This is a genomic window from Amphritea pacifica, assembly GCF_016924145.1.
In the GTDB taxonomy this organism is placed as follows: domain Bacteria; phylum Pseudomonadota; class Gammaproteobacteria; order Pseudomonadales; family Balneatricaceae; genus Amphritea; species Amphritea pacifica.
In genome coordinates this window covers 1-255 of record NZ_JAFFZO010000242.1, presented here as the reverse complement: position 1 = coordinate 255, position 255 = coordinate 1, and the positions used below count along the sequence as shown (strand labels likewise).

Here is a 255-nt window from a genome sequence, read left to right as displayed (position 1 = left end):
AACCGGGCGACCTGGGTGACCAGTACAACAGCTTCCTGGATTGCGAAGAAGTCTCCCCTGCCGATATGAAGAACGGCGATGTGGTACTGAACCGTGATGGCAAGCTGCTGCGTCCTAAGCGTCTGCCGTCTAACCTGTTCCAGTTCCGTGCCGGCACCGGTGAAGACCGTTGTGTACTGGACTGCATCACATCTCTGCAGAACGGTGCTGACCTGCTGTGGATCGAGACTGAGAAGCCTCACGTCGGTCAGATCG

The 255-nt window shown here is 57.3% G+C and carries 1 pseudogene; it reads left to right on the top strand.

The features are described from left to right. Window positions 1-255, top strand: a pseudogene (locus JW499_RS22205) (isocitrate lyase); the annotation flags it as partial.